Raw genomic sequence first — 23,625 nt, 5'->3', positions numbered from 1 at the left:
TTGTTGTTTGCATCGTTATACATTCATTTCGACATAGACATAAAAAATTTGTCAAAAGAAGAGGGTTCAAAATAGACAGAAAATTCTTTATTATATAAGGGAGGCATAAAAAAGGAGGATGTTTATGAAGAGAGAGGAATTGTTGGCACCGCCGTCTTATAATTTAGTTTCTGAAATAGAGAAATATACAGGTGATAAAGAGAAGCTTGCTTTAATTTGGCAAGATGATAAAGGGAATAGACGAGAAGTTACATATGCTGAATTAATGCAAGGTGCGAATAAAATTGGAAACGCTTTTATAAAGAGTGGTCTGCAAAAAGGGGACAAGCTCCTCATTATGATGCCGCGTTTAATTGAAGCGTACATGACGTATATCGCTGCGATTAAAGCAGGATTTGTCGTAATTCCGAGTTCGGAAATGTTACGTAAAAAAGATATTGAATATCGAATTGGGCATGGGGAAGTAAAGGCAATTGTAAGTTATGAGCCGTACATTGGCCAGTTTGATGATATAGAAGTGATGGAATCTCTTCAAAAATTCGTTCTGAGCGAGCAGTCAGTAGATGGATGGATTAATTTAAAAACAGCATTAGAAACAGAAAGTGATATGTTAGAAATAGCGAAGACAGATAAAGAGGACATGGTCTTTTTATCTTACACGTCAGGAACGACAGGGAATCCAAAAGGTGTTGTTCATACCCATGCATGGGCATACGCTCATTTACGTACGAGCGCTCCGAATTGGCTCGGAATCGAAGAGAATGATGTTGTGTGGGCAACAGCTAGTCCAGGCTGGCAAAAGTGGATTTGGAGCCCGTTTTTAGCAACTCTAGGCTCAGGGGCAACAGGATTTGTATACCACGGTAAGTTTGAACCGAAAACATATTTAAATTTATTAGATGATAATAAGGTGAATGTGCTTTGTTGTACACCGACAGAGTATAGATTAATGGCAAAAGTAGAAAATTTAAGTGAGTACAATTTAGAAGCGTTACATAGCGCTGTATCCGCAGGGGAGCCGTTAAATAGAGAAGTCATTGAAACGTTCCAAAAGCACTTTGATGTTACAGTAAGAGACGGCTATGGGCAAACGGAAAATACATTGCTTGTTGGTGTAATGAAAGGGATGGATATTAGACCAGGATCAATGGGGAAACCAACGCCAGGCAACCATGTTGATATTGTAGATGAGGAAGGTATGCCGGTAAGAGTAGGAGAAGTTGGTGATATTGCAGTTCATATTGAAACACCAGCCCTCTTTAAACAATATTATAAAGACGATGAGCGCACAGCGATGCAATTCCGCGGTGATTATTATATTACCGGTGATAAAGCAAAGAAAGATGAAGATGGCTATTTCTGGTTTGAAGGGCGCGGTGATGATATTATTATTAGCTCTGGTTATACAATCGGGCCGTTTGAAGTAGAAGATGCGCTTGTAAAACATCCTTACGTAAGAGAGTGTGCAGTTGTCGCAAGCCCTGATGAAATTCGCGGAAGCGTCGTGAAGGCATTTATCGTATTAAGAGAGAATATAGAAGAGAACGAAGAAACATTAATCCCAATACTCCAACAACACGTCAAAGAACTCACTGCACCATATAAATACCCTCGTAAAATTGAATTTGTAGATGAACTACCAAAAACGATTTCCGGAAAAATTCGCCGTATTGAACTTAGAAAACAAGAGATGGAGCTGCCTTCAAAATAATTTTGAAAACAGTGAAGGAAATAGTTGAATGAAATGTCAAACAATGATAATATAAAAAACGAACACAAGTTCGATTTTATAAATTTAAAAAAGAGGTGTCCGTATGATTTTAGGTATTAATCCGTACTTAGTTTTAGATGGTAGTGGGCAAGAAGCTGTACAGTTTTATAAAGAGGCGTTAGATGCAAAAGTAGAAATCATGCAAACGTTTGGTGATATGCCTGAAAATCCAGAATACCCGGTTCCAGCTGAAGCAAAAGAGCGCGTTTTACATGCTACTTTAAAAGTTGGTAATACGGACCTTATGATTTCGGATACATTCCCAGGTCAAGGGCATGCAATCGGATCTCAAGTAACAATTGCAATTCAAATTAGTAATGCAGAAAAAGCGAAAGAAGTATTCGAAAAGTTACAAGAAGGTGGAGAGGTTATCATGCCACTTCAAGAAACGTTCTGGAGTCCAGCATACGGACAAGTAAAAGATAAATTTAGCATTGAATGGCAAATTACAACGAACCCTACTGAGCAAAAGTAATTTTTAGAAAAGCACCATGTTTTGAAATGGTGCTTTTTTTTATACAATAAAACAAAGGAGATGGGATATATGGGAGAAATTTGGTACGGCGGCACCATTTACACGATGAGAGAAGAAAATGAAAAAGTGGAAGCTATTTATGTTGAAAATGGCAGAATCGTTGACATTGGGAGTAAAGAAGAGTTAGAAAACCGATATGTTGCTGTGAAATTGTACGATTTAAGAGGGAAAACGATGATTCCAGGTCTCGTTGATAGCCATATGCATCTTATTGGGCATGGAGAGAGATTGCTGCGTTTAGATTTATCAAATTGTACATCGTATAGCGAAGTGCTGATTCTCGTTCAGAAACGAGTAGAAGAGGCGCCAAAAGGTTCTTGGATTATTGGAGAAGGCTGGAATGAAAATAACTTTACAGATACAAAAGACGTTCACGCGCGTGATTTAGATGCAATTTCGAAAGAACATCCGATTTTATTAAAGCGCGTCTGTCGCCACGTTACATGGGTGAACTCATACATACTGCAAGAAGCGAACATAACAGAATCGACAAAAGATCCGAAAGGCGGAAAAATTGGCCGGGATTCATCCAATATGTTAACAGGGCTTTTATATGAACAAGGACAAGAATTAATAAAACATGTTCAGCCTGAAATTGATGAAGTCTACTTACAAAGCGCTTTGCAAACAGCGATTAAAGATTGCTGGCAATATGGAATTGTTGGTGGACATACGGAAGATTTAAATTATTACGGTGGTTTTAGAAAAACGCACAATGCGTTTTCTCATGTTATAAAAGAAATGCCATTTAAAGCACATTTGCTCGTTCACCATGAAGTAGCACATGAACGAAAAGAATATGAAAATGAACACTATATTGAATTTGGTGCGATGAAAATTTTTTCTGACGGTTCTTTTGGTGGAAGAACAGCTTTATTAAGTGAACCGTATGAAGATGCGAGGGAAACGAATGGAGTTGCCATTTTCTCGCGTGAAGAGCTTGCGGAGTTAGTGAAAAAAGCACGAGATTTACATATGCCAGTTGCCATTCATACAATCGGTGATTTATCGCTCCAGTATGTTATTGATGCACTTGAATTATATCCACCAGCAGAAGGATTACGTGACCGCATTATTCATTGTCAGCTTGCCCGTGAAGAGTTGATTGAAAGAATGAAAAACTTGCAAGTCATTGTTGATATACAGCCAGTATTTGTTTCATCGGATTTTCCGTCAGTCATTGAAAAACTAGGAGAGCATCGTCTTCGTTATGCGTATGCTTGGAAGACGTTACTGGAAGCAGGATTACACTGTAACGGTGGTTCAGATGCTCCCATTGAACAAGTGAATCCGTTTTTAGGCATATATAGCGCTGTTACACGTAGAAGTTTTATTGACGGTGTATGCTATATGCCTGAAGAAAGATTAACGGCATATGAGGCTGTTTCTCTATTTACAACAGGGAGTGCCTATGCAATCGGAAAAGAAGCGAAGCGAGGACAAATTACAAAAGGATACGAGGCAGACTTTACGATACTAGACCGCAATATTTTTGAAATAGAGGCAGAAGAAATAAAAGAAGTACAAGCAGAGATGACTGTAATTGATGGGGAGATTGTTTATAGAAAAGATGTCTAAAAGTTTGAGGAAACGGCCTGGAAATACATTTTGGTATTGCTTCCTCTTTTTAGATAGGTTGATGATATTGTTAATTTTTGTCGGTAAATTGATATTTTGGTTAAAATCGTTGATATATTTTGACTTGTGATAGATATATTCGAAAAATCGTTGATATATTTTGAGTTACGATAGATATATTTGAAAAATCGTTGATATAATTTCATATACTGTTGTCCTGTTCCAAAATATTTTGTGAAACAGCGTTAAGTTGCATGTGATAAATAAATAACCCTCGAATTATGGAAATCCCATAATTCGAGGGTTATTTGATTACTATAAAAACGTTCTCTGTACTTTTTCCCAGAAAGAATTGTTTTTTAATTTAACTGTTTTAATGTGTTTATCGCTTAAGCGTACAACAGCTTTTTCCACTTGTTTAATGCTAAGCGCTTCATTATCCATACCGATAACAGGATAATCGTTACCGTCTGGTCTTAGTTTTAAAGTTAATGTACGTTCGTGATTTAAAATGAACGGTGAACCAAGTGTACGGTATGTGTTGTTATTTAAAGATGCTAATTCACTTACTTGGAAGCAAGGGATGAGCGGATCAACAACTGCACCGTGCAATGATTTATTGTAAGCTGTACTTCCTGTTGGGGTAGAAACAACTAAACCGTCACCTCTAAATGTTTCGAAATATAAATCATCAACATGGACATCTACAACGAATGTTTTAATAATACTAGAACGTAATGAGAACTCATTTAAACAATGGAAAGATGTACCGTGATCTACATCTACCTGAATTGTTGGATATTTTCGCACTTCAATTTCATTTTTTGTAATTTCTTGAAGGGCTGTATCAATGTGATCAAGGTGGAAATCGCAGTAGAACGAAATCTCATCTTTCGTAGAAATCCCTGCGTATAAACAATCTTCTCTAAAACCAGTTTTACGAACGGCTTGTAAGAAAGTTGCATCATCTCCAACACTGACGATAGCGTTTGCATTTTTTGGATGATCTAATATGGTAAATCCATTCTCTTCTAAAATACGATAGATTGGTTTCATTTTTTCAACGAGCGTTGCTTTGTCATCACCATAAAAGAAAAATAAATTGCGACGATCTGCCATTATGTATCCCTCCACTGCAGTTAAATTTTCTGTTTTTCGTGCTACATATCATTAGAGTCCGTTCCCTGATGATATGTTCAAATAATATATTTCGATATAAATTGTCAAAATACCTTTTTGTTTTTAGAAAAATTTTTATATTCAATCTTACGGAACTCTGTTTAATGATGAATAAAGTTGTCGATAATGGGTACGGAGTGAAAGGATGATACGTATGAAGTGGCTCGCAATTGGAATAATAATTCTTCTCCTTTTTATTTTGTTTATACTATTGTCGAAAATAAAGCTTAAAGTGACATTTTTATATTCAGAAATGGAAAAGCAATGCTTGCTTCAAGTGAAAATATGGATGATTCGATATACATTTGATGTGTTGGAAAGAATTGAGAAACAGCAGAAGAAAACAGGACAAAAAATCGAAAAAGCTGAAGAGGACGGCGGACTAGATAATAAAATTATGGCACAACTTGATAGCATTGGGGAACTGATAAAAAAGCTTCAAGAAGTTCATACTATTGTTAAAGATTTTCTCAAACGAGTGAAAATCAATGGTTGGAAATGGCATACGCAAATTGGAGCAGGCGACGCAGCTAGTACTGGAATTGTCACTGGATATGCATGGGGGACAAAAGGTATGGCTGCTGGAGTTATAGGACAATATATGCATATTGTCGACGTACCAGAATTTGAAATTACCCCTGTTTTTCAAGGGAAAGGATTTGCGTCAAGATGTGAGTTAACAGCATCTTTTCGTATATTCCGTACTATAAAAACAGCGATAAAATTACTCATGTTTATGAGGAAACAAAGATCTGGTATGACAGAAAAATCTGTTCAAGCATAGGGGGGATATAGAATGGACCATCCAATTCAAGGTTTAATGACAACCGCAATGCAGCATTTAAAGCAAATGACTGATGTAAATACAATTGTTGGTGACCCAATTAAAGCGGCAGATGGAAGTGTAATTCTTACCGTTTCGAAAGTTAGTTTCGGATTTGCTGCTGGTGGAAGTGAATTTGGTAAAGTAGAACATTCAGGCCGTCATCCATTTGGCGGGGGAAGCGGTGGAGGAGTTTCTATTAATCCTGTTGCTTTTCTTGTTATAAATGGCGAAGGTGTAAAAGTGTTGCATTTAGATAAGCAAACACATGTCATCGATAAAATAATTGAATTAGCGCCACAAGCTGTTGATAAAGTGAAGGAAATGATGGATAAACGAAAAGAAGACGATCCTGAATTTCAAATTTAACGGATAAAGAAGCTGATCAATAGATTAGCTTCTTTAATTTTTTTGTAAATAAAGCGATTTTATTTGCATTATCGATAGGGACAAACTATCATTTACATTGTACATATTTTGTTTAAATAAGGGAGGATTTTCAAGTGGCAAACGTAACTTTTAAAGGTAATCCAATGACTTTAGTTGGAACAGAAGTTAAAGTTGGCGATCAAGCGCCAAACTTCCAAGTATTAGCAAACGACTTATCTCCAGTAAGTTTAGAAACATACAAAGGCGAAGTAAAATTAATTAGTGTTGTACCTTCAATCGACACAGGTGTGTGTGATGCACAAACACGTCGTTTTAACCAAGATGCAGCAGGTATTGAAAACGCGAAAGTATTAACAATTAGCGCTGATTTACCATTCGCTCAAAAACGCTGGTGTGCAGCAAACGGTTTAGAAAATGTTGTTACACTTTCTGACCACCGCGACCTTTCATTCGGTGAAGCTTACGGCTTAGTAATGAAAGAACTTCGTTTACTTGCTCGTGCAGTATTCGTAGTAGATAGCAACGACAAAGTAGTTTACGTAGAATACGTAAATGAAGGTACAAGCCATCCAAACTATGAAGCAGCATTAGAAGCAGCAAAATCTGCGAAGTAATGTGAAGAAAATGGCCTCTTATAAAGAGGTCGTTTTTTCTCATATATTGCTGCGTAACGGTACCAATATATGAGAAAAAACGTTATATCATATATAATTAAAAGGGGAGCTCTTTGCAGGAGGTCGCTTTTTCTTTTTGGAAAAAAACACTTTGTGGTATGATATAAGTTATGTGTAAAAGAGAGAAGGAGGAATGTACGTGAGTCAGACAGTGGAAACATTATTTTCTATTTTTGATTCTTCTGCGGTAGTTTTACGTAAAGAATTAGATGTGACATATTTAGAGGCGCTTGTAGAAACAGGGGATAACTTGTTTGAAGGAGCGATCTTACAAGAGGAATTATCCGAATCAGCAATTGAAAGGCTGAATCGTGAATATAGTACGTTTAATGAAGAAACATATAAAGGTGAAGAAATTCGTAAAGCATTTCAGTTAGCCATTTTAAAAGGAATGAAAGAAGGCGTACAAGCGAACCACGAAATGACGCCTGATGCAGTTGGTATGTTCATGAGCTACTTATTCCATAAATTTATGCAAGGGAAAAACGAAATCACTGTTTTAGATCCTGCAATTGGAACAGGTAACTTAATGACTACCGTATTTAATAGCGCCAAAGAAGAACTAACAATGAGTGGATTTGGTGTAGAAGTGGATGAAGTGCTAATTAAACTTGCTTTAGTAAATGCGAATTTACAAAAGCATGCAATCGAATTCTTCCATCAAGATGGACTAGCGCCACTTTATATCGATCCAGTTGATGCAGTTATTTCAGACTTACCGATTGGTTACTATCCAAATGAAATCGGTGCAAGTGAATATAAGTTAAAAGCAGATGAAGGAATGTCGTATGCACATCACTTATTTATTGAACAAAGTGTGAAACATACGAAAGAAGGCGGATACTTATTCTTCTTAGTACCAAACTTCATTTTTGAAAGTGATCAAGCACCTAAATTACATGCATTTATTAAAGAAACTTGTTTTATTCAAGGACTATTGCAACTACCTGTTTCCATGTTTAAAAACGAGAAAAATGCAAAAAGTATATTTGTTCTCCAAAAGAAAGGTCCTAGTGTAACGATGCCAAAACAGGCGTTATTAGTGGAGTTACCTAAATTCTCTAACATGAAGGCGATGGAGGATATTATGGACCAATTAAATACTTGGTTTGCAACGCATAAATAAGGCTAGGTATATGTAACAGAGTTAGTGATTCATGTAGTACAGTTTTATATAATATGTCATATTTTTAAATATATACAAGATTTAACTGAATTTTTTTGAAATCTGTAATATATATTTTTTCTTGGTGTTACAATTTTTTCACTTGAAATATATGTCGTACGATGTTTAAATTAAAATCGTGAGTATAAAATTTGCTAATGATGAAACGTTTTCATATTTAGTAAATTTAATTAGATAAAATCGAGCGGTTTGTGGAAACATCCACACAACTACCAAGAGAAAAAGGGGCGAAAGACTAGATGTCAAAAATCATCGCGATTAACGCAGGAAGCTCTTCCTTAAAATTCCAATTATTTGAAATGCCAAGTGAAACAGTATTAACAAAAGGTTTAGTAGAACGTATCGGTTTAGAAGATAGTATCTTCACTATTACTGTAGATGGCGAAAAACAAAAAGAAATTACAAACATTCCAGATCACGCAGTAGCAGTTAATATGCTTCTTAAAAAATTAACTGAAAACGGAATCGTTAAATCTCTAGACGAGATTGGCGGTATCGGTCACCGTGTTGTTCACGGCGGCGAAAAATTTGCTGACTCTGTTTTAATTACTGATGAAGTATTAGCTGATATCGAAGAATTAAGCGATTTAGCACCACTTCACAACCCAGCAAACGTTGTTGGTATTAAAGCATTCCAAGAAGTATTACCAAACGTACCAGCAGTAGCAGTATTCGATACAGCATTCCATCAAACAATGCCGGAATCTGCATTCCTATACAGCTTACCATATGAGTACTATGAAAAATACGGCATCCGTAAATACGGTTTCCACGGAACTTCTCATAAATACGTAACTGAGCGTGCGGCTGAATTATTAGGTCGTCCAATTGAAAGCTTAAGCTTACTTTCTTGTCACTTAGGTAACGGTGCAAGTATCGCAGCAGTAGAAGGCGGTAAATCTATCGATACTTCTATGGGCTTCACTCCACTTGCTGGTGTAACAATGGGTACACGTTCTGGTAACCTTGACCCTGCGTTAATTCCATACATCATGGAAAAAACAGGCCAAACAGTAGAAGAAGTAGTTAACGTATTAAACAAGAAGAGTGGTATGTTAGGTCTTACTGGTTACTCTAGTGACCTACGTGACATCATTGCGAAAGAAGAAGAAGGCGACCACCGTGCGAAAGTAGCACTTGATGTATTCGTAAGCCGTATCCACAAATACATCGGTTCTTACACTGCTCGTATGAAAGGTGTAGACGCAATCATCTTCACAGCTGGTGTAGGTGAAAATAGTGCAATTATTCGTGAGCGCGTATTAGAAGGCCTTGAGTACATGGGCGTATACTTCGACGTAAAACGTAATAACGTATTTGGTGAAGAAGCATTTATCAGCTTCCCACACTCTCCAGTAAAAATTATCGTAATTCCAACTGACGAAGAAGTTATGATCGCTCGTGACGTACTACGTCTTGGAGATATTGGTTAATATACTATATGAAAAGAAAGACGAGATCCTATAGGATTTCGTCTTTTTTCTATTGGAGGTAGTTCAAAATGCCATCTGGATATAGTGCTTTCTCTTTTTGAATGAATGCTGTGACGGAAATCCATTTCGCATACGATACTGTTTGCTCATCTTGTATCTTCACTTTTTCCATTTCATATAGTGATGTGTCTAATAAGCGTACAGAATATAGCTGAATGATTTCATGACCAATTTCTCCATCAAGATGAAAGATGTTTTCTAAGCAACCTAAATAATTGATGATTTCCACTTCCGTATGAAGCTCTTCTTGAAATTCACGAATAACGGTATGTGCTGATTTTTCACCAAGTTCAATTGAACCGCCAAGAGGGCGGTAATATGTTTCATCGCCTGTATGATATTCTTGTACAAGAAGGCGACTGTCATGTATAGCAAGACCGAAAGCTTTTGCACGTGGATACATATACAATCACTCCTTATTTATCCCGCTTTAACGGGCAGTAAGACCCCCACCTCAAAATTCAGCGGAAGCAAAGAAGTTAGGTGGGGGATCAACTGTCCGTAAAAGTCCGATTGGTTCAACTAATAATCAGTGGGGGATGAACAAAAACCCCACTGATTAAAGTTTCACTTTATTTTGTATAAGGATGATTATAATGTATTGCGTAATAAAAGTGTCGTGTATTTAAGCGTGCGGTCTAATTGAAATCCCATCAAATAAGTCAGTCCAAAATGCTTCATTGTACTGAAATACATCCATAATAGGGCATTTTATAACGCAAATATTTTGTAATCCCCAATCTTCTTCTACAACAGTTGGTACATCTGCAGGAATGAGTAATAGGACAGAAAAATTATGTTTTACTATTTGAGATAAAATTTGTTCCAGAGATTGTGCTTCTTCATATGTTCCTCCAGTCCGAATAAACAATATGGACTTTTCTATTTCAATTGTAGTTAGAAAACGATTAATTCGATGCTCATAATTTAGCTTGATTTCTGGATAAGAAGGCCAAGAAGTTGGTGTGTTTACATCTGTTTTAAAGTCATGACAGGAGTCGATTTCATAGAGGTTGTCCCTTAGTCTTAATTTCGCATCATCATCCCAAAATGAGATGAAGGATAAATTTTCGAAATGTAAAAAACGGTCAAATCGATTTTGTAATAATACATTCACTTTTTCCAATGAGGGGCTTAGCATAAAATCAATAACGCCAAAAAATGGTGATAATCCGAATTGATATAACGCCCAAGCAGGCCAACAGTTTTGTCCTAAACTGAATACGGCATTATATTCTTTTTTTATATTGGATAGATTCATGTGATTTATCTCATCCTTTTTGCTAATATTTTATGTCAATAAAAAATGGTATGTGAATAAAGATAGACAAGCATATTTGTAAAGAATAAGCGGAAATATGTTACAATAGAAAAAAATCAAACGAGGTGGTTGTTACGATGCGATCGAAGCGAGAACAAGCCATTTTAGACAATATAAAAGAATGGGAATTGCAATTAGTTGAGCAAGAAGCGACTGATTTTCAAAAAATGTTTGATAAATGGGTACATAATACAATTGCGAAATTGCCTGAGAAAAAACGAAAAGATTTCTTTACGAAAGCAGATGGATGGCTCTTTCATTTGCATGCATTGATTCAAAGTTCACAATCACAGTTAGATGCGCGTAATCGTATTTTAGGAACATCGAGATTATTTGATGAATCGATTGAGCAACTAGAAGATTTGAAAGCATTATCTATTGACCAATTAACATACATAGCAGAGCAGCAAACAGCGCGCCATCGCCTATATTCATTCGTACAAGGTGGAGCAACGGGTGCTGGAGGTTTACTATTATTAACAGCTGATTTTCCGGTTATGATTGCGTTGAATGTGAAGGCTGTCCAACTTATTGCAACGTCATTTGGGCATGATGTGAACAAGCCTTATGAAATGATGCTTGCATTAAAGGTATTTCATGCGTCATTACTACCAGGAAGACTTCAGCAATACGCATGGTACAATTTATTGCAAGAGCTAGAGCAAGAAGATTCGTTCTTCTATGAAGGAGACGAAGCGGTGTTACAACCAGCTTCTACTGAAGTTGTGTTAAAACAAATTTTGAAAACATTTTCGATTTATGCTCTTCGTCGTAAATTATTCCAAGGTATTCCGGTAATTGGGATGGCAATCGGGTCTACAGTGAATTATCGTTTGACAAGAAACGTTACTGAATTTGCAAATCGATTTTATCAAGTGCGTCACATAGTTGAAAAAGAAAAGAGAGCGTAAAAAAAGCGAGAGGCCGAAGCCTTTCGCTTTTTTAATTTGTTGCATGTTTTTTTGGCATTGGAACAGATACTGGTTGCTTTTCTGCTTTTGGATAATAAATTAAATCCAATGTTTTTGCCTGTACGGCAATCGAAAGAATAGTGAAAGCAATTTCTGTCCAATTTAAATAATATAATGAAAGCGCAAGAACAATCGCGTCAAAGACGAAGAAAATTTGCCCAATTGTAAAGCGAGTTCGTTTACTTAATACAATTGTTAAAATATCGTCTCCACCGGTTGCACCGCCAAATCGCAATATAAAACCGAGTCCAATACCAGCTAACGCACCGCCAACTATTGCAGCTACAAATAAATTATTTGATAAATCTACCGTAAATGGAGAATAATTTTCCATAAGAGAATAAAATACTCCGAATGAAATCGAACCTAGGAATGAATAACCAACCATTTTTCTACCTAAAAATGAAGCACACAGTAAAATAATTGGGATATCCATAATTACAGTTGAAATAGATGGTGAAATATCATAAAAATTTTGGATGAATAGTGCAATACCTACAAAGCCACCTTCTGTTAAGTGGTTTTGGAAGTGAATGTGATATAGCGCTGCTGCTAAAATAAATGAACCGATTAAAACCATAAAAACTTCTTTAATAATTTGTCGACTTTGGATGTTCCTCATCGTTATTCCTTCTTTCCGTAGTTAGTAGTCCTTTTTGTGTTGTAAACTAACTACGAGCTCACATGTAGCTTTCAGTTAGTTTACTAAAAAAACTAACTACGCTATATGTCGCTGAAGAAATAACGAATAATCCTCTCGTCCATCAATTCTCCCTACCTTCGTTTTAGTTTAAGTCTTAAAACGACTAAACAAAACGTGGAGTAGGATTCTTCATTTAGCAATCCTGCTCTTCTTTGTTTTGTTTAGCTAGTAACAATTAAGTCCTAAACAAAACGCTATGTGTAAGAAGAGTCTTTTTTTTGCCAAATTATCCTTCGGGCAATCATAATTTCCCCACTCTCGTATTTTTTTCGCTAGACTAAAGTATCTAAGCTGAAAAATACGCTACGTGTATGATTCATCAATACGATGCCACATGCTCCTTCGAGCGATCATGATATCAAAATCCCTTCCTTCAAGATTTATATTATTATATCATACTTTCAAAAAATGTATGCGGATGGAAACCGACAATAAACGGAGGGAATCTACAAAAATTGTTATGTTTAAATATTTTTGTAGAAAAGCCTAAGTTATTTTGCAGAATTGGACAGTTTTTAACGGTTTGTCCAATAAGTAAGAAAGAGATGGTGTTTATTCAGTTGTATCCTTTTCATCACTTTTATCTTTAAAAAACGCATCCCAGCTAATCACACTTAAAAAAGTTAAAGCGATAATAATGAAAGCGCGCATAAGCTTTAGACCTCCTTTTGTACATAGTATATGAATGATTCAATTCGGAATGTGTCATTTTTTTACAAGTCTTAACTATTATGAGAGTATATTAATATAGATAGATGAGAGGAAGAGTGAAGATATGCTAAAAGACATGTTCAAAAGAAAAGAATTAACATGCGTTTCATGTCAAAAAAAGATTCAATATGAAGAAGAGCTAGTTGCTTTTGTGAAACTGCCTAAGGAGAGAAATTTGTTGGTAGGTCCATTTGATGTATGTTTGGCAAAAACAGCACAAGAGATATATTGTAAATCGTGTTACGACAAAAAAGCATGACCCAAAGTAATTGAGGGGCATGCTTTTTTCATTGGTGTGCTTTCCCCTCGGATACATTTTGAGTGAGTCGATACCAAAGCCAAAGGTCATTAATGATGGAAGCGAGATCGGCAATTTCTGAATTAAGTTTGCAAGAAATTTCGAAGTCTTCTTCGTGATTTAAATGATGTTGTTTTGCATTTATATAGTGTTCCAGTTCTTTTATACGATCAGGGATTCTCCCGCGAACTTGTTCCCATTTTAATAAAATTGCATGTTGCATTTTTTCGGGGATATCTTCCCAGTCTTCTTGTAAATGCGGAATTTCAATTCCGAGATGTTCATCGTATAAGAAATACTTTTCCATAAGTTCACCCCCGTTTTCCTGCTTATATTGTACAAAAAAACAGAAAGAAGTTCGACGAAATTGTTTGAAAAAATTTGAAAATGACTCTTGATACATTTTGTAAAAGGTGTTAAAGTGTGAATTATTATAAAGGAAAATGAATATTTATTCTTTAGGGGGATGCAAAATGGAGAAGAAAAAAGTTGTGTTAGCATATTCCGGAGGTCTTGATACTTCCGTTGCAATTAAATGGTTACAAGAGAAGAATTATGATATTATCGCGCTTTGTTTAGACTTAGGGGAAGGTAAAGACTTAGCATTTGTAAAAGAAAAGGCACTTTCAGTAGGTGCAATTAAATCATATATGATTGATGTTCAAGAAGAATTTGCAAATGAATATGCATTGATGGCGATGCAAGCACACACATTATACGAAGGGAAATATCCTCTTGTCTCAGCACTATCTCGTCCGCTTATTGCGAAGAAATTAGTAGAAATCGCAGAACAAGAAGGAGCGACTGCAGTTGCACACGGCTGTACAGGGAAAGGAAATGATCAAGTTCGTTTTGAAGTTTCTATTCAAGCGTTAAATCCTTACTTAGAAGTGATTGCGCCTGTACGTGAATGGAAATGGTCACGTGAAGAAGAAATTGCATACGCAAAAGAAAACGATGTACCAATTCCAATTAATTTAGACAGCCCATTTTCAATCGATCAAAATTTATGGGGACGCAGTAATGAATGTGGTATTTTAGAAGATCCATGGGCAGCGCCGCCAGAAGATGCATATGAGATGACATTGGCATTAGAAGATACACCGAATAAACCAGAATTTGTAGAAATTGGTTTTGAAGCAGGCGTACCGACTACTTTAAATGGCACTGCATATCCACTTTCAGAACTAATTAAAACGTTAAATGCGCTTGCTGGAAAACATGGCGTTGGACGTATCGATCACGTAGAAAACCGTCTTGTTGGTATTAAATCGCGTGAAGTATACGAATGTCCAGCAGCAATGACATTAATTACGGCGCACAAGGAACTGGAAGATTTAACACTTGTAAAAGAAGTAGCGCATTTTAAACCGATGATTGAGCAGAAAATAACAGAACTTATTTATAACGGTTTATGGTTCTCACCTTTAAAACAAGCGCTGAATGCTTTCTTACAAGAAACGCAAAAGAATGTAACAGGTACAGTGCGTGTGAAATTATTTAAAGGTCATGCGATTGTAGAAGGACGTAAATCTGAATACTCTTTATACGATGAAAAACTAGCAACATATACTGCCCAGGACGAATTTAATCATGATGCAGCTGTTGGATTCATTTCATTATTCGGTTTACCGACGAAAGTATACAGCCAAGTGAATCAAAAGAAGGTGGAAGCGTGAGCAAACTTTGGGGCGGACGTTTTACAGAAGAAGCGGAAGCATGGGTTGAAGAGTTCGGAGCATCCATCTCCTTCGATCAACAATTAGTAAATCAAGATATAAAGGGAAGTATTGCGCACGTAACGATGCTAGCAAAGCAGGGCATCGTTACGAAAGAAGAAGCAGAGAAAATAAAGGCAGGGCTTCAATATTTATTAGAAGAAGCGAAACAAAATAAATTGCATTTTTCAGTTGAAGCTGAAGATATTCACTTAAACATTGAAAAAATGTTAATTGAACAAATCGGCGAAGTAGGAGGGAAACTTCATACAGGCCGAAGCCGTAATGATCAAGTAGCGACTGATATGCATTTATATTTAAAAGAAAAAGTAGAACATATTATAAAAGCTACAAAACAATTGCAAACTGTTCTCGTTCATCAAGCCGAAAATAATATTGAAACCATTATGCCTGGTTATACGCACTTGCAGCGTGCGCAGCCAATTTCATTTGCGCATCATATTCTCGCTTATTTTGGGATGTTAGAGCGTGATGTGAATCGTTATGAAGATTCATTAAAGCGTATTAACATTTCACCATTAGGAGCAGGAGCGCTAGCTGGGACGACATTCCCAATCGACCGAGAATATAGTGCGGAGCTTCTTGGATTTAATGGAATCTATGAAAATAGTTTAGATGCAGTAAGCGATCGTGATTTCATACTGGAGTTCCTAAGTAACTCATCTATGCTCATGATGCACTTATCACGCTTTTGCGAAGAACTTATTTTGTGGAGTAGCCAAGAGTTTCAATTTATTGAAATGAGCGATCAATACGCAACGGGAAGCAGTATTATGCCACAAAAGAAAAATCCAGATATGGCGGAACTTATTCGTGGTAAAACAGGCAGAGTGTACGGTAATTTATTTAGTTTACTTACAGTAATGAAAGGATTACCGCTCGCTTACAATAAAGACTTGCAAGAAGACAAAGAAGGAATGTTTGATACAGTAAAAACAGTAGAAGGCTGCCTTCATATTATGGCAGGCATGTTAGAGACGATGACTGTCAACAAAGAAAAGATGGGGCAAGCTGTAACGCAAGATTTCTCTAACGCAACAGAAATTGCTGACTACTTAGCAAGTAAAGGACTACCATTCCGTCAAGCTCATGAAATTGTTGGGAAGCTAGTGCTACACTGCACACAAAAAGGAATTTATTTATTAGATGTACCACTTGAAACGTATAAAGAAATGAGCTCGTTATTTGAAGAAGATTTGTATGAAGTTCTTTCACCGTATGCAGCTGTAAAGCGTCGTAACAGTGCTGGCGGGACTGGATTTGAGCAAATTGAAAAAGCTTTGGAGAAGGCGAAAGGATTAGTTGGAGAGTTTGTAGGAATTAAATGATGTATATAGAAGGTAAGGTGCTTTTTATAGAAAGCACCTTACCTTTTTGTATTTAGATTTTTACAGGAGTATTTATCATTTCACAATTATTTTTCATAATCATAAAATGATGTTTCTCATGTATCGCTAATAGCTGAATAGATTGAATCAAATTAGGGTAGTGAGCGATTGGATCTAAAAATACGATATGCCCTGCAATATTTTCTTCTATATTTTGAACGAGCTTTTTTATTTCATCTGTTTCACGTGCAAGTAATTCTTCTAATTCAGTTACATTCATAGAGTGATAAACTTTTTTTGAGGGAATTAAAATCAAAGGTGCTTTCATTCCTTTACCATGCTTTTCTTTATATTCGGCATAAATGTCGTGTATGTCAGTTGCAAATGGGGCATTTTTTCTTAGTTTTGCATAAGGGATAAGAGTGAGAGAGAATTTAATTGCTACTTTGAGCATCTTTGCAATTAAATATAAGTGATAAAAATGTTCACCAATAGACCATTTTTTGTCCTCTTTCCTATGCCATAGTTGTTCTTGTGAGAGTGAATGGAGATGAGGAAGGAACTCGTTTCTTTGTACATGTAATGTATAAAAATGTTTTGAGATATTTTCAGATTTCATATTTTCGCATCCTCTACAATTTTTCCTAATTATAACATTTTTGTATGGATGTAAGTAAGCCTAGAGCAATCTGCTCTAGGCTTACAATGTATCGATTAATCGTACTTATGTCGATCTTCCGTAATTCGAATATACTCAATATCCATCAAATCTCTAAGCAGTGCACCATTACTTAGTTCCACGCCATGTTTCTCTTTAAAATGAGTACGGATCATATCTAGCATTTCGAGTTCTTTCCCATTCACATCTAAAATAATACGTTCAGAATCATCCATGTAGCATCCTCCTTTTTTAAACATATATATTTTGTCCGTCTATTTCTAAAAAATGTATGTTAACGTAATGTTAGGAAAAAAAGAAAGGAATGGAAAATGAGACGTATTTATTTTATAGGGCTAATTTTGTACACATTAATTGTATTACACGTTGCATTCCCAAATATCTTTTCATTTGAGGATGTAGAAACAGTACACGTTGGGATCTTTATCTTTATTCTATTTGTAGTAGACTGCTGTATTTCGATATGGCTTTCGAAAAGAAAATATGTACAAGATAAAAAAGAAATGGAACGAAAAAAGAGAAAACGTTCATTTTGGATAACAACGTACTGTTTTTCTTTAGTGATTGCTGCCGCTTTTTTTAGTGAGCATATTCGATTAGAAAGAGTAAATATTGGATTTGGGGCGTTCGTATTTGTATACTATTTTTTCATGCACTTTCTTCCTTATATGAAAGAAAAGCGAGAAGAAGAGGAAGATCCGCTTGCAGAAGAAGCGAGAGAACAAGAGCATAAGAGAATAGAAGAAGATATACAGAAACTTGGGGAACAAAAATGGTATTTGAAATCTAAAATTATATATGTTCTTTGCTTTATTACGCCGCCAATCGGTTATTTGTATGTATTCTGCCTTCGTAAAAAAATGACAGAAGATGCAAAGCAAGCATACTTAACGGTTGCGACGATTATGATGGCATTATGGTCTTTGAAGTTTCTTCCTCCTTATGGATTAGCAATTACTGTTGTTATTGTGGCTTGTCTTGTATTTATAGTGAAATATGTGAAATGAAAAACACCAAGCCCATGTGGACTTGGTGTTTTATTTATAAATTAAAGCTCACCTTGCTCCTCATCACCACGAACAACAAGGACATCGCATTTCGCATAGCGAATAATATGTTCAGAGACGCTACCAATTAGGAAACGCTCAACAGCATTTAAACCAGTTGCACCACACATAATTAAATCTACTTTATGGTTTGGAGCGATTTCTTTTGAAATTTTTGATTTAGGATTACCGAATTCTAATACAGTTTCAATTTTTTCAAGGCCAGCTTCAAGCGCAGTTTTTTTGTAGTCTTCTAATAAGTCTTCTGCAAATAGATTTGCACGTTCAGCAATTGCACGGCTATAAGCTTCTACTGCTGAGTATGCTTTTACATCAACGATATGAGCAATTGTTAATGTTGCATTGTTGCGTTTTGCGACTTGAATTGCTTTTTTAAAAGCTCTTTCTGCTTCTTTAGAACCATCCACCGCGATTAAAATATTTGTATATGTATTATTCATAGTAAATTCCTCCCAATCATTTTTATTACCGTTTACAACTTTATTATAAAACAAATTTTGGTAATGTGCTTGTCGGAAACGTTACAGAATTTTGAAAACTTTATTTTAATTCATTTTAGTTGTAATTGGTGCGAGAACTTGTTACATATGAAGTATAGCAATTTAAAAGGAGGCATGTTTGTGAGACACGCGCTCATTACAGCCGGTACGAAAGGTTTAGGAAAGCAAGTAACAGAAAAGTTATTGGCTAAAGGATATTCAGTAACAGTAACGTATCATAGCGATATCACGGCTATGGAAAAGATGAAAGAAACATATAAAAATATGGAAGAGCGTCTACAATTCGTGCAAGCGGATGTCACGAAAAAGGAAGATTTACATAAAATGGTAGAAGAAGCGATAAGCCATTTTGGCAAAATTGATTTCTTAATTAATAATGCTGGTCCATATGTATTTGAAAGAAAAAAGTTAGTCGATTATGAAGAAGATGAATGGAATGAAATGATTCAGGGTAATTTAACAGCGGTATTTCATTTATTAAAACTTGTCGTTCCGGTTATGAGAAAACAGAACTTTGGCCGTATTATTAATTACGGATTCCAAGGGGCAGATAGCGCACCGGGATGGATTTATCGTTCAGCTTTTGCGGCAGCGAAAGTAGGACTTGTTTCATTAACGAAAACAGTTGCTTACGAAGAAGCGGAATATGGTATTACTGCAAACATGGTATGTCCTGGTGATATTATTGGTGAAATGAAAGAAGCGACAATTCAAGAAGCACGTCAGTTGAAAGAACATAACACACCAATTGGTAGATCTGGAACAGGTGAAGATATCGCAAGAACAATTTCGTTTTTATGTGAGGACGATTCCGATATGATTACCGGTACAATTATTGAAGTAACGGGTGCAGTAGATGTTATTCATAGACATCGATAGAGAAAAATAAAGTGAAGTTTCGAATAATTGGACAGTTTATCCTTTATGCAAAGAGGTGCGGATAATACTGTCCTTTAATGTAAGATTAAATCTATCGGAAAACTCGCCTTATTTTTTGTCAAATATTGAGATATTATGTTAAAATATAAGAGCGTAGAAAGCGCTTTAAAAAATGATTCAGGGGTCATTTCATAACTCAAGGGGGAACTAATAATGCGTATCGGTATTCCAACAGAAATTAAAAACAATGAAAACCGCGTGGCAATGACGCCAGCGGGAGCAGTACATTTAGTACAAAATGGTCATGAAGTTTTTGTTCAAAAAGGAGCAGGTTTAGGATCGGGCTTTACGGATGAAGAATACGTACAAGCTGGTGCGAAACTTGTTGAAACTGCTGAAGAAGCATGGAATCAAGATATGGTTATGAAGGTAAAAGAGCCAGTAGCAAGTGAATACAGCTATTTCCGTGAAGGTTTAATTTTATTCACATACTTACACTTAGCTCCAGAACCAGAATTAACGAAAGCATTAATTGATAACAAAGTTGTATCAATTGCATACGAAACAGTACAATTAGACAATCGTTCACTGCCATTACTTGCACCTATGAGTGAAGTAGCTGGTCGTATGTCTGCACAAATCGGTGCACAATTCCTTGAGAAAAACAAAGGTGGTAAAGGTATTTTACTTGCAGGCGTTCCAGGGGTAAAACGCGGCAAAGTAACAATTATCGGCGGTGGTCAAGCTGGTACAAACGCAGCGAAGATTGCAGTAGGTTTAGGTGCAGATGTAACAATCATCGACTTAAGTGCAGAACGTCTTCGTCAGCTAGATGATATTTTCGGTAACCAAGTAAAAACGTTAATGTCTAATCCATACAACATTGCAGAAGCTGTAAAAGAATCTGACCTTGTTATTGGTGCAGTATTAATTCCAGGTGCAAAAGCGCCAAAACTTGTAACAGAAGAAATGATTCAATCAATGGAACCAGGTTCTGTCGTTGTAGATATCGCGATTGACCAAGGTGGTATTTTCGAAACAACTGACCGTATTACAACTCACGACAACCCAACGTACGAAAAACATGGCGTTGTTCATTATGCAGTTGCGAATATGCCAGGTGCAGTTCCACGTACATCAACTCTTGCATTAACAAACGTAACAGTACCATATGCAGTACACATTGCGAACAAAGGCTATAAAGATGCTTGCCTAGGCAACACTGCATTATTAAAAGGTATTAATACATTAGATGGCTATGTAACATTCGAAGCGGTTGCAGAAGCTCACGGCTTACAATACGCTGATGCAAAAGAGCTACTTGAAAAAGCTCCTGCTTTATCATAATAGAAATACATGTAAGCCCCTCCTTACGAAAGGAGGGGCTTTTTATTTAGATTAATTGTCTAGTTTCTTTACAATCTTTAATCCGAACATCATTGTAAAGAAAAGAATGCCAAACAAGTAATATAAGGCATACTCAACTCGTATCATCGAATTTTTGTCAGTGATATATAAAATAAATAGTATCGCAGAGCCGACTAAATGAGAAAGACCGAAAATTTGTGCCATAAGTTTTAAACTCATCTTCTCGATTCTTTCATCCATCTCAGGTAATGGATATTTCTCGGAATCGCTCTTTTTTTTCTTAAAGAATATCCGTTTCACTACGAATAGTATCAAGGCTAAGAGTATGTATACGCCAGTGAATAGAAGGACAGAACTAATCTTTTCTTCATCATTACTATTGAAATAAAGAAAAGTTGAACCTAACAATAAAATGGTAAGATGCGAAATGAACTCTTGATTAAAAGTATTTTTCATTCTTTTTCCTCCCCAGTTTTATCTAATTGAAATAAATCTTCTACTTTACAGTTGAAAAACTCACATAATTTCAATGCTAATTCTAAACTCGGGTTGTATTTATTCTTCTCGATAGCGATGAGGGATTGTCTAGTGATTTGAACAGAGGAAGCTAATTGTTCTTGGGTGATGTCTCTAACGACGCGGAATTGTTTTACCTTATTTTTAATCAAATATACAAAGTCTCCTTTTTGTAAATTTGTTACAGTTATTATATCCATTTTTAGGTAATAAGTAAATGAAACTTTACAAAAAGTAAACAAAACTTTACGTGAAATATAGCTTGTTATAATGTTATTTTTTGTGATAATTTGGAATTAAATGAAAAGTGAAAGTCGAAAGAGGGGATTGGGTGGGGAGTAAAAATAGGAAGAAAAAGCAAGCTAAAAGACAAAAGTATATAAAGAAAAAACAGGAACAGAACATACCTCTTTCAAAAAAAATAGTTATTATGATAGAGAAAACATTTCGATATATTTGTATGTTCTTGTATGTTATTTTTTGCGTGTTTTTATGTGGGATGGTTAACAATTTGGGGATAACCCCTAATGTTATTGAAGGTATTTTTGGCGTTATACTTGTTATGGTAGAAGGATTCTTATTCTTTATATTATTTGATAAAGTGTGGCCTAGTCATGAAAGTAAAAAAGATAGAAAAAGAAGAAAAAAATCTTCATACGCTTCAAGCTCATCAAGTGGATTCGGTGACTACAGTAGCAATGATTGTAGCAGCTCAAGTGATAGTGGAGGAGATTGCGGAGGTGGTGGAGACTAAATTAGTTTTTCAGAAGAACGACTAATGAAAGGGTGGGACGAAAGATGAAAACTGTGAATTTAATAGAATTAACGAAGGACATTCAAGATCAACATAAAAATTTTGTCGTTTCAAATGTAAATAGTCATTGCTTACGAATCGCTGTATTTACTGGTGAATATGATTGGCACTATCATTCTAATTCGGATGAATTATTTATTGTGCTAGAGGGAGAACTACTGATCGATTTTGAAGATGGAGAAATGGCGGTTTTAAAGCCAAATGATTCTATCTTAATTCCAGCATGCACGATTCATAGAACGAGAGCATTAAAGAGAACGGTAAATCTTTGTTTTGAAAATATAGAGGCTGATACGATTAAAGTGGAGCAATTATGAAAAAATTATCTGTAGCCGATTATAGAAAAGTTCTTCCGGTTTTAGAAGGTAATACAAGAACGACGACGTTTGCTTATGCGGTATGTGATCAAATGATAGATGGTGAGGTTTTTATAAACGGGCAATTAACAGCAGGATTAATTATTACAGCTAATGGTATCTATTATTTATTTGGTGATACGGATGATCAAAATTATAACGAAGAGTTATTTTCATATTTAAAAACGGCTATTGAAAAAACAGAGAAGAGATTTACACTGTTCACTTCGAGTGAAGAGTGGGAAATGATGATAGAAGAGCGTTTTAGTAATGTACTTCGGAACATCCCGCGAATGAAATTTCAAAGCGTAACCTTTGAAGAGAGCCAACGAGATTTTAACAAAAATACATATGAAGTGAAGCGTATTGATAGAAGAGATATAGAGCGCAGCAGTGAATTTAAAGAGGAGTACTACAAAGAGTATTGGGGATCAAAAGAAACGTTTTTGAACAGTGGTTTTGGATTTTGTATAGAACAAGATGGGATAATTATAGCTGAATGTGTCTCAATATTTAGCGGGAATGGTTTTGCTGAAATAGATATTGCAACACATGAAGCGTATCAAGGGAAAGGATTAGCTCAAGCTGTTGCAACACGGTTCATTGAACATTGCATGCAAAATGACATTATACCGAGCTGGGATTGTTATGTAGACAATATTCCTTCGCGAAAATTAGCTAGTAAATTAAGTTTTAATAATCCAATAGAATATAGATTGTTTGTACGTAAGAAAACGGGGAAATAA

The 23,625-nt window shown here is 35.8% G+C and carries 28 protein-coding genes; 18 read left to right on the top strand and 10 right to left on the bottom strand.

The genetic code is table 11. The features are described from left to right. Nucleotides 1-124: 124 nt before the first annotated feature. The 3 genes from mbcS to ATN06_RS23630 all read left to right on the top strand — a co-directional run bounded on the left by mbcS (nt 125) and on the right by ATN06_RS23630 (nt 3,884). Entirely contained in the window at nt 125-1,711 is a 1,587-nt protein-coding gene (gene mbcS, locus ATN06_RS23640; protein WP_060632539.1) for an acyl-CoA synthetase MbcS, read from the top strand. A gap of 103 nt (nt 1,712-1,814) precedes the next feature. Then, nucleotides 1,815-2,246: a VOC family protein gene (locus tag ATN06_RS23635; RefSeq protein ID WP_060632538.1), complete on the top strand. Its 432-nt coding sequence runs from the start codon at nt 1,815-1,817 to the stop codon at nt 2,244-2,246. Nucleotides 2,247-2,315: 69 nt separating this feature from the next. Then, nucleotides 2,316-3,884, top strand: a complete 1,569-nt coding sequence (locus ATN06_RS23630; RefSeq protein WP_060632537.1) for an amidohydrolase — start codon at nt 2,316-2,318, stop codon at nt 3,882-3,884. Nucleotides 3,885-4,199: 315 nt separating this feature from the next. Here the strand turns inward: ATN06_RS23630 and ATN06_RS23625 are convergent, their stop codons facing one another. Then, the gene (locus tag ATN06_RS23625) at nt 4,200-5,003 is read right to left on the bottom strand and encodes an NAD kinase (RefSeq protein ID WP_060632536.1); all 804 of its coding nucleotides are present in this window, start codon (nt 5,001-5,003) and stop codon (nt 4,200-4,202) included. Between the two features lie 205 nt (nt 5,004-5,208). Between ATN06_RS23625 and ATN06_RS23620 the strand changes: the two genes are divergently transcribed. The 5 genes from ATN06_RS23620 (at nt 5,209) to ackA (ending at nt 9,569) form a co-directional block, all read left to right on the top strand. Continuing rightward, nucleotides 5,209-5,847 (top strand): DUF2953 domain-containing protein, encoded by a 639-nt coding sequence (locus ATN06_RS23620; protein WP_060632535.1) that lies wholly within the window; start codon nt 5,209-5,211, stop codon nt 5,845-5,847. 12 nt (nt 5,848-5,859) lie between these two features. Then, complete coding sequence (gene ytfJ, locus ATN06_RS23615; RefSeq protein ID WP_000350005.1) at nt 5,860-6,255, top strand: GerW family sporulation protein; 396 nt, start codon at nt 5,860-5,862, stop codon at nt 6,253-6,255. A gap of 134 nt (nt 6,256-6,389) precedes the next feature. Next, nucleotides 6,390-6,890, top strand: a complete 501-nt coding sequence (tpx, locus tag ATN06_RS23610) for a thiol peroxidase (protein ID WP_060632534.1) — start codon at nt 6,390-6,392, stop codon at nt 6,888-6,890. Nucleotides 6,891-7,089: 199 nt separating this feature from the next. Beyond that, the gene (locus ATN06_RS23605; RefSeq protein ID WP_060632533.1) at nt 7,090-8,076 is read left to right on the top strand and encodes a class I SAM-dependent methyltransferase; all 987 of its coding nucleotides are present in this window, start codon (nt 7,090-7,092) and stop codon (nt 8,074-8,076) included. Between the two features lie 299 nt (nt 8,077-8,375). Next, nucleotides 8,376-9,569: an acetate kinase gene (gene ackA, locus ATN06_RS23600; RefSeq protein ID WP_060632532.1), complete on the top strand. Its 1,194-nt coding sequence runs from the start codon at nt 8,376-8,378 to the stop codon at nt 9,567-9,569. Nucleotides 9,570-9,618: 49 nt separating this feature from the next. On the opposite strand, the gene ATN06_RS23595 is transcribed toward ackA, so the two are convergent. Together ATN06_RS23595 and ATN06_RS23590 are read right to left on the bottom strand one after the other, a co-directional pair. After that, nucleotides 9,619-10,032, bottom strand: coding sequence for an NUDIX hydrolase (locus ATN06_RS23595; protein ID WP_060632531.1), 414 nt, complete (start codon nt 10,030-10,032; stop codon nt 9,619-9,621). 222 nt (nt 10,033-10,254) lie between these two features. Beyond that, entirely contained in the window at nt 10,255-10,890 is a 636-nt protein-coding gene (locus tag ATN06_RS23590; protein WP_060632530.1) for a DUF1796 family putative cysteine peptidase, read from the bottom strand. A gap of 137 nt (nt 10,891-11,027) precedes the next feature. Between ATN06_RS23590 and ATN06_RS23585 the strand changes: the two genes are divergently transcribed. Beyond that, entirely contained in the window at nt 11,028-11,861 is an 834-nt protein-coding gene (locus ATN06_RS23585) for an EcsC family protein (protein WP_060632529.1), read from the top strand. Between the two features lie 31 nt (nt 11,862-11,892). Here ATN06_RS23585 and ATN06_RS23580 read toward each other — a convergent pair whose 3' ends face one another. Further along, nucleotides 11,893-12,543 carry a YitT family protein gene (locus tag ATN06_RS23580; RefSeq protein ID WP_060632528.1) on the bottom strand — a complete coding sequence of 217 codons (651 nt, stop codon included), beginning with the start codon at nt 12,541-12,543 and terminating at the stop codon, nt 11,893-11,895. 856 nt (nt 12,544-13,399) lie between these two features. On the opposite strand from ATN06_RS23580, the gene ATN06_RS23575 reads away from it, so the two are divergent. Further along, on the top strand, nt 13,400-13,594 hold the full coding sequence (locus tag ATN06_RS23575) for a hypothetical protein (RefSeq protein WP_060632527.1): 195 nt from the start codon (nt 13,400-13,402) through the stop codon (nt 13,592-13,594). A 28-nt stretch (nt 13,595-13,622) separates the two neighbouring features. On the opposite strand, the gene ATN06_RS23570 is transcribed toward ATN06_RS23575, so the two are convergent. Next, the gene (locus tag ATN06_RS23570) at nt 13,623-13,940 is read right to left on the bottom strand and encodes a hypothetical protein (protein WP_060632526.1); all 318 of its coding nucleotides are present in this window, start codon (nt 13,938-13,940) and stop codon (nt 13,623-13,625) included. Between the two features lie 166 nt (nt 13,941-14,106). Between ATN06_RS23570 and ATN06_RS23565 the strand changes: the two genes are divergently transcribed. Together ATN06_RS23565 and argH are read left to right on the top strand one after the other, a co-directional pair. Beyond that, nucleotides 14,107-15,312, top strand: coding sequence for an argininosuccinate synthase (locus tag ATN06_RS23565; RefSeq protein ID WP_042512163.1), 1,206 nt, complete (start codon nt 14,107-14,109; stop codon nt 15,310-15,312). Further along, nucleotides 15,309-16,700 carry an argininosuccinate lyase gene (gene argH, locus ATN06_RS23560; protein WP_060632525.1) on the top strand — a complete coding sequence of 464 codons (1,392 nt, stop codon included), beginning with the start codon at nt 15,309-15,311 and terminating at the stop codon, nt 16,698-16,700. The genes ATN06_RS23565 and argH overlap by 4 nt, the downstream gene beginning before the upstream one ends. 52 nt (nt 16,701-16,752) lie before the next feature. Here argH and ATN06_RS23555 read toward each other — a convergent pair whose 3' ends face one another. Next, complete coding sequence (locus ATN06_RS23555) at nt 16,753-17,319, bottom strand: DinB family protein (protein WP_060632524.1); 567 nt, start codon at nt 17,317-17,319, stop codon at nt 16,753-16,755. Nucleotides 17,320-17,414: 95 nt separating this feature from the next. Continuing rightward, the gene (locus tag ATN06_RS23550; protein ID WP_029440113.1) at nt 17,415-17,594 is read right to left on the bottom strand and encodes a hypothetical protein; all 180 of its coding nucleotides are present in this window, start codon (nt 17,592-17,594) and stop codon (nt 17,415-17,417) included. 96 nt (nt 17,595-17,690) lie between these two features. Here ATN06_RS23550 and ATN06_RS23545 point away from each other — a divergent pair, with 96 nt between their 5' ends. Beyond that, nucleotides 17,691-18,386 (top strand): hypothetical protein, encoded by a 696-nt coding sequence (locus ATN06_RS23545; protein ID WP_060632523.1) that lies wholly within the window; start codon nt 17,691-17,693, stop codon nt 18,384-18,386. 41 nt (nt 18,387-18,427) lie between these two features. Here the strand turns inward: ATN06_RS23545 and ATN06_RS23540 are convergent, their stop codons facing one another. Next, entirely contained in the window at nt 18,428-18,886 is a 459-nt protein-coding gene (locus tag ATN06_RS23540) for a universal stress protein (protein WP_001066681.1), read from the bottom strand. Nucleotides 18,887-19,033: 147 nt separating this feature from the next. Between ATN06_RS23540 and ATN06_RS23535 the strand changes: the two genes are divergently transcribed. Further along, complete coding sequence (locus tag ATN06_RS23535; protein ID WP_060633190.1) at nt 19,034-19,825, top strand: SDR family oxidoreductase; 792 nt, start codon at nt 19,034-19,036, stop codon at nt 19,823-19,825. 213 nt (nt 19,826-20,038) lie between these two features. Continuing rightward, nucleotides 20,039-21,172: an alanine dehydrogenase gene (gene ald / locus ATN06_RS23530; protein WP_060632522.1), complete on the top strand. Its 1,134-nt coding sequence runs from the start codon at nt 20,039-20,041 to the stop codon at nt 21,170-21,172. 51 nt (nt 21,173-21,223) lie between these two features. Here the strand turns inward: ald and ATN06_RS23525 are convergent, their stop codons facing one another. Both ATN06_RS23525 and ATN06_RS23520 read right to left on the bottom strand, forming a co-directional pair. After that, on the bottom strand, nt 21,224-21,649 hold the full coding sequence (locus tag ATN06_RS23525) for a hypothetical protein (RefSeq protein WP_060632521.1): 426 nt from the start codon (nt 21,647-21,649) through the stop codon (nt 21,224-21,226). Beyond that, nucleotides 21,646-21,909, bottom strand: a complete 264-nt coding sequence (locus tag ATN06_RS23520; protein ID WP_002008700.1) for a helix-turn-helix transcriptional regulator — start codon at nt 21,907-21,909, stop codon at nt 21,646-21,648. The genes ATN06_RS23525 and ATN06_RS23520 overlap by 4 nt, the downstream gene beginning before the upstream one ends. A 131-nt stretch (nt 21,910-22,040) precedes the next feature. On the opposite strand from ATN06_RS23520, the gene ATN06_RS23515 reads away from it, so the two are divergent. Genes ATN06_RS23515 through ATN06_RS23505 form a run of 3 tightly spaced genes read left to right on the top strand, consistent with a single transcriptional unit; the run spans nt 22,041 to nt 23,625 of the window. Beyond that, entirely contained in the window at nt 22,041-22,463 is a 423-nt protein-coding gene (locus tag ATN06_RS23515) for a hypothetical protein (protein WP_060632520.1), read from the top strand. A 44-nt stretch (nt 22,464-22,507) separates the two neighbouring features. Beyond that, nucleotides 22,508-22,840: a cupin domain-containing protein gene (locus ATN06_RS23510; protein WP_060632519.1), complete on the top strand. Its 333-nt coding sequence runs from the start codon at nt 22,508-22,510 to the stop codon at nt 22,838-22,840. Then, on the top strand, nt 22,837-23,625 hold the full coding sequence (locus ATN06_RS23505; RefSeq protein WP_060632518.1) for a GNAT family N-acetyltransferase: 789 nt from the start codon (nt 22,837-22,839) through the stop codon (nt 23,623-23,625). Before ATN06_RS23510 ends, ATN06_RS23505 begins: the two co-directional genes overlap by 4 nt.

This window comes from Bacillus thuringiensis, assembly GCF_001455345.1.
In the GTDB taxonomy this organism is placed as follows: Bacteria; Bacillota; Bacilli; order Bacillales; family Bacillaceae_G; genus Bacillus_A; species Bacillus_A thuringiensis_N.
Note: the sequence above shows the minus strand (reverse complement) of the source record. Positions and strands in the feature narration are given on the sequence as shown.

Coding starts and splice junctions, on each gene's coding strand:
- mbcS (WP_060632539.1), top strand. CDS start 125: ATGAAGAGAGAGGAATTGTTGGCACCGCCGTCTTATAATTTAGTTTCT.
- ATN06_RS23635 (WP_060632538.1), top strand. CDS start 1,815: ATGATTTTAGGTATTAATCCGTACTTAGTTTTAGATGGTAGTGGGCAA.
- ATN06_RS23630 (WP_060632537.1), top strand. CDS start 2,316: ATGGGAGAAATTTGGTACGGCGGCACCATTTACACGATGAGAGAAGAA.
- ATN06_RS23625 (WP_060632536.1), bottom strand. CDS start 5,003: ATGGCAGATCGTCGCAATTTATTTTTCTTTTATGGTGATGACAAAGCA.
- ATN06_RS23620 (WP_060632535.1), top strand. CDS start 5,209: ATGATACGTATGAAGTGGCTCGCAATTGGAATAATAATTCTTCTCCTT.
- ytfJ (WP_000350005.1), top strand. CDS start 5,860: ATGGACCATCCAATTCAAGGTTTAATGACAACCGCAATGCAGCATTTA.
- ackA (WP_060632532.1), top strand. CDS start 8,376: ATGTCAAAAATCATCGCGATTAACGCAGGAAGCTCTTCCTTAAAATTC.
- ATN06_RS23595 (WP_060632531.1), bottom strand. CDS start 10,032: ATGTATCCACGTGCAAAAGCTTTCGGTCTTGCTATACATGACAGTCGC.
- ATN06_RS23590 (WP_060632530.1), bottom strand. CDS start 10,890: ATGAATCTATCCAATATAAAAAAAGAATATAATGCCGTATTCAGTTTA.
- ATN06_RS23585 (WP_060632529.1), top strand. CDS start 11,028: ATGCGATCGAAGCGAGAACAAGCCATTTTAGACAATATAAAAGAATGG.
- ATN06_RS23580 (WP_060632528.1), bottom strand. CDS start 12,543: ATGAGGAACATCCAAAGTCGACAAATTATTAAAGAAGTTTTTATGGTT.
- ATN06_RS23575 (WP_060632527.1), top strand. CDS start 13,400: ATGCTAAAAGACATGTTCAAAAGAAAAGAATTAACATGCGTTTCATGT.
- ATN06_RS23570 (WP_060632526.1), bottom strand. CDS start 13,940: ATGGAAAAGTATTTCTTATACGATGAACATCTCGGAATTGAAATTCCG.
- ATN06_RS23565 (WP_042512163.1), top strand. CDS start 14,107: ATGGAGAAGAAAAAAGTTGTGTTAGCATATTCCGGAGGTCTTGATACT.
- ATN06_RS23555 (WP_060632524.1), bottom strand. CDS start 17,319: ATGAAATCTGAAAATATCTCAAAACATTTTTATACATTACATGTACAA.
- ATN06_RS23550 (WP_029440113.1), bottom strand. CDS start 17,594: ATGGATGATTCTGAACGTATTATTTTAGATGTGAATGGGAAAGAACTC.
- ATN06_RS23545 (WP_060632523.1), top strand. CDS start 17,691: ATGAGACGTATTTATTTTATAGGGCTAATTTTGTACACATTAATTGTA.
- ATN06_RS23540 (WP_001066681.1), bottom strand. CDS start 18,886: ATGAATAATACATATACAAATATTTTAATCGCGGTGGATGGTTCTAAA.
- ATN06_RS23535 (WP_060633190.1), top strand. CDS start 19,034: ATGAAGTATAGCAATTTAAAAGGAGGCATGTTTGTGAGACACGCGCTC.
- ald (WP_060632522.1), top strand. CDS start 20,039: ATGCGTATCGGTATTCCAACAGAAATTAAAAACAATGAAAACCGCGTG.
- ATN06_RS23525 (WP_060632521.1), bottom strand. CDS start 21,649: ATGAAAAATACTTTTAATCAAGAGTTCATTTCGCATCTTACCATTTTA.
- ATN06_RS23520 (WP_002008700.1), bottom strand. CDS start 21,909: ATGGATATAATAACTGTAACAAATTTACAAAAAGGAGACTTTGTATAT.
- ATN06_RS23510 (WP_060632519.1), top strand. CDS start 22,508: ATGAAAACTGTGAATTTAATAGAATTAACGAAGGACATTCAAGATCAA.
- ATN06_RS23505 (WP_060632518.1), top strand. CDS start 22,837: ATGAAAAAATTATCTGTAGCCGATTATAGAAAAGTTCTTCCGGTTTTA.